The following is a 3812-nucleotide window of genomic DNA, read 5'->3' on the forward strand; positions in this document are numbered from 1 at the left end:
GGACACGCCGTTGAGCGCGATGATGCCGCCGAACACGACGCTGACGTCGCGAACCGCGAGCAGGGGCGATGTCCCCTGCGCGAGCTGTGCCTGCGTCATCTCGTCTCGCCCTTGTCGTTCGGCGACCTGGTGAGCGACCGCGCTCCGCAACGACGACGGCTATCCAATCCCCTCCGCTTCTCGCGCACTTTTCCCTCCTGATTGCGTCATTGTTTTTTTGGGATTTGATGTCGCAACTTGCGCATCTCCTCCAATCCCGGTGCTCAAAAGAGCAATCAACGCGTTCCGACGTTCAGCTCAAGGTCGCAAATGCAGAGCGATCGAAAGCCATCAGTTCAGCGGCTCGTCCGTCACGCACCTTCAAAAGCCATTGCGGATCCTGAAGCAGCGCCCGGCCAACGGCCACGAGATCGAATTCCTCTCGGTCCAGACGACGGACCAGTTCGTCCAAGGATGCCGGTCGCGAACTCTCTCCGCCGTATGCGGCGATGAACTCACCCGTCAGCCCCACTGAGCCGACCGAAATCGTCGGCAAGCCAGTCACCTTTTTCGCCCACCCGGCAAAATTCAGATCCGAACCCTCGAATTCCGCCTCCCAGAAGCGCCGCTGCGAGCAATGAAGAATGTCAACACCGGCTTCACGCAGAGGCATCAACCACGCCTCCAATTCGCGCGGCGTGCTGGCGAGCTTTACGGCGAAGTCCTGCTGCTTCCACTGGCTGATCCGAAGCAATATCGGAAACTCAGGGCCGACCGATTTACGCACCGCGCGCACGATGTCGGCGGCGAAACGCGCTCTCCCGGGTAGATTTCTGCCACCATACGCATCTTCTCTGCGATTGGTCCCTTCCCAGAAAAATTGGTCGATCAGATAGCCGTGCGCTCCATGCAGCTCGACGGCATCGAAATTCGAGCGCTTGGCGGCAAGAGCGGCATCCGCGAAGGCCCGAATGGCGTCCGCGATATCCTCATCGCTCATCGGGACGCCAAGATTCTTCTCGGGTCGCGAAAGCCCCGAAGGGCTGTCGTAGGCGCCTGGAGGCTGCCAGTCTTTCTCGCGCGTGCGGACGGCGCCGACGTGCCAAAGCTGAGGCGCCATCAGTCCGCCGGCATCGTGGACTTCGTCCACGATGCGACGCCAGCCGGCGAGCTCCTGCACGCCGTGAAACCGAGGGACGTTCGGGTCGTTCAAAGAAGCCGGGCGATCAACCCCTGTGCCCTCCGAAATGATAAGTCCGACCCCGCCTTCGGCCCGGCGACGGTAATACTGCGCTACATCTGCGGTAACTACGCCATTTGGAGAGAACGAGCGGGTCATCGGCGCCATAACGACGCGATTTGGAAGGCTCAGGCCTTTATGTGTGAACGGCCGGAAAAGAACGTCGATCGCCATTTGGGCTCCAGACTCGCTCTAACCTAGCGAAGTTCGGTGCGAGCGATCGAGCTCGCGATTGCGATTGCGATTCGGAGTGCGCTCATCGACGACCATCACCTTCCCCCCTTTTCGGCGAATTCTTGGATTGGCTCGTTTTGCAAGGAGCGCCTCCATATACAGTTCTAAATAAGAACCGTCAATGAAGCTTGATCAAACTTTTTCTTATCGATGGCTCCGCTTAGACACTATGACGCAGTTCTTTTTAGGAATTTTTATCGAGGTCAGCTGGTCTGGAGATTTCGACCGCGCTGGTCGGGGGCGTTGTGCGCGGTCTCACGAACCTGTTCGGTGACGCTCTTCAAACCCGCTTGCGCGAACGCGGGTCATTTCACAGCTCGCAACGGCTCAAGCCGCCGGACCATCGTCGAGCGCGCCGCGTTCGCGCGCGCCATGATCCGACAACTGTCGATCCGTTCTTCGATGGTTGGTGCTGAGGTCGAGCTTCAATTACGAGAGCTTCGGCTCGTATCCGCGCTTGCTTGCACACGCGCCTTTTCTGCGACCTCTGCCAAGAGTCAAGAACCCGCGCTGGTTCGGCAAGCGCCCGCACCCGGGCGCTCCGGAGTCAAGCGTCCATTATTCTTTTCATCGTGGCCCTTTGCATTGATCGCGGTGTCAGACGATTTGAAAAGGCGGCCATTTTGTTCGAGAAGCCTGCGACCACCATAGCCTTTCCTTGCAGCAATGCCTGAATTCCGCTCGCGGCGACCGGGCGCGGCTTCATGGTGAGAAGGCGCAGCAAGGCCGATGCGGTTGCGCCGGCTGCCGCATCGAAGCCCGTCGCGGTGTGCCCCGGGCAGAGACTGGTAACGACCACACCGCGCGGGCGGAGTTCGTCATGCAGAGCCTCGCCAAGGGCGAGGACATAAGCCTTGGTCGCCGCATAGGCCGCATAGCTGGGGACGGCCTGGAAGGCCAGAAGGCTGGCGATGAGAAGGATATGTCCGGATCGCCGCTTAGCCATGTCGTGGCCGAACAGATAGGTCAGCTCTGTGAGCGTCGTGATGTTGAGCTGGATCATGTTCGCGGTATGCTCGATCGGCGTGTCCAAAAAATCGCCGTGCAAGCCGAAGCCGGCATTGTTCACCAAAATGTCGATCGTCACCGACTTCGCGTCGAGATTGCTTTTCAGGCGGGTGGCCGCGCCCGGCGCGGCAAGATTGATCGCCTCGACCAGCACATCCACCCCGTATTTGCGGCGGAGATCGGAGGCAAGCCTGTCCATCGGCTCTTGCCGTCGAGCCGCCAGTACGAGATTGACTTTCTGCGCCGCCAGGAGATCTGCGAATTCAAGGCCGAGGCCACTCGACGCGCCCGTGATCAGAGCCCATTTTCCGGCGAAGCTTTCCGTTGCTTCTTTCGACATCGTTCTCTTTCTAATTTGATCCGCGAATGGGCCTCGGGCACGTTCTCAATCCGAACACCGGCCCATCCTTTCAAGCGGCAGCGGCATCTCGAACCTGTTTCGCCGCGGCATCCAGAACGGCCTGAGCCAGATCAGGGTCGTTGATCACGCGCGATAGCGTCACCGCGCCCACCATCGTCGCGAGAATGGCCATGGCCTTGCTGCGGGAGGCCTCGTCGCCAGCTCCGGCGATGAAGCGGCCGAGCACGTCGAGATGGGCTTTGATGCCCGCTTCGAATTCCGCCTTCACCTCGAGGCCCTGACGCGCGGCATCCGAGCCGAGCGCCACGATCGGGCAACCGTCCATCTTTTCTCCGCGATGGTCGCCGCTGAGGTAGAACCCGATCACCGCGCCAAGCGGATCCTCAGGATTCTGGGTGGCAGCATCCGTCCATCGGCCGGACGCGCTCTCCAATGCGCGCCTCGACGCCTCGACCGCCAGATCCTCTTTTGACGCGAATTGCTTGTAGAAGGCGCCCTGGGTTAGCCCGGCCCCCTTCATCAGGTCCTTGAGCCCAATGCCATCAAAGCCGCGCTCCCTGAAGAGGCGACTGGCCACATTGATCACGGTTTGGCGGTTCTCGGCCGCCTGGGTGCGACTCACTCGCATCGTGGACCTCCATTTGGATTTCGTTCCACTTCTATATCCCATATAGAGTTCAACTGCAATCTATCAATCTCATCCCTGGATTTGGCACTCCGCGAGGAAACCTTCGATCTGGAGATCACGCTTTCGTTATCATCCCAAAATTAGATTGCGACCGACTTCTAACTTCGATATAGATTTCGTACACAATCTAAAACTCAAAGGAGACGGTCGTGAAAAGGGGTGTTGCGATTTTGGCCGGTATTCTGGTCCCAGCGGGGGTGGCGACCTTCGTTGCTCTTGCGATTCCCTCCCATGAAGCCTCGGCGGTCAGCGACCCCCGGCAGGAGCCCCCGATGGTCCGTCTGGTCACGGCCTCGCGGGTC

Annotated in this window: 3 protein-coding genes and 1 pseudogene; all 4 read right to left on the reverse strand. The window is 59.8% G+C overall.

What is annotated here, in order from left to right; genetic code table 11:
- Positions 1-99, reverse strand: a pseudogene (gene livG / locus MOV74_RS33380) (high-affinity branched-chain amino acid ABC transporter ATP-binding protein LivG); the annotation flags it as partial.
- A 193-nt stretch (positions 100-292) separates the two neighbouring features.
- A complete protein-coding gene (locus tag MOV74_RS33385) occupies positions 293-1393 on the reverse strand; it encodes an NADH:flavin oxidoreductase (protein ID WP_246931244.1) in 1101 nt (366 codons plus the stop codon).
- Positions 1394-2000: 607 nt separating this feature from the next.
- A complete protein-coding gene (locus MOV74_RS33390) occupies positions 2001-2801 on the reverse strand; it encodes an SDR family oxidoreductase (protein ID WP_246931245.1) in 801 nt (266 codons plus the stop codon).
- Between the two features lie 70 nt (positions 2802-2871).
- Entirely contained in the window at positions 2872-3450 is a 579-nt protein-coding gene (locus MOV74_RS33395; RefSeq protein WP_246931247.1) for a TetR/AcrR family transcriptional regulator, read from the reverse strand.
- Positions 3451-3812 lie beyond the last annotated feature (362 nt).

The sequence above is a fragment of the Bradyrhizobium sp. SHOUNA76 genome (genome assembly GCF_023006445.1).
Taxonomy (GTDB): Bacteria; Pseudomonadota; Alphaproteobacteria; order Rhizobiales; family Xanthobacteraceae; genus Bradyrhizobium.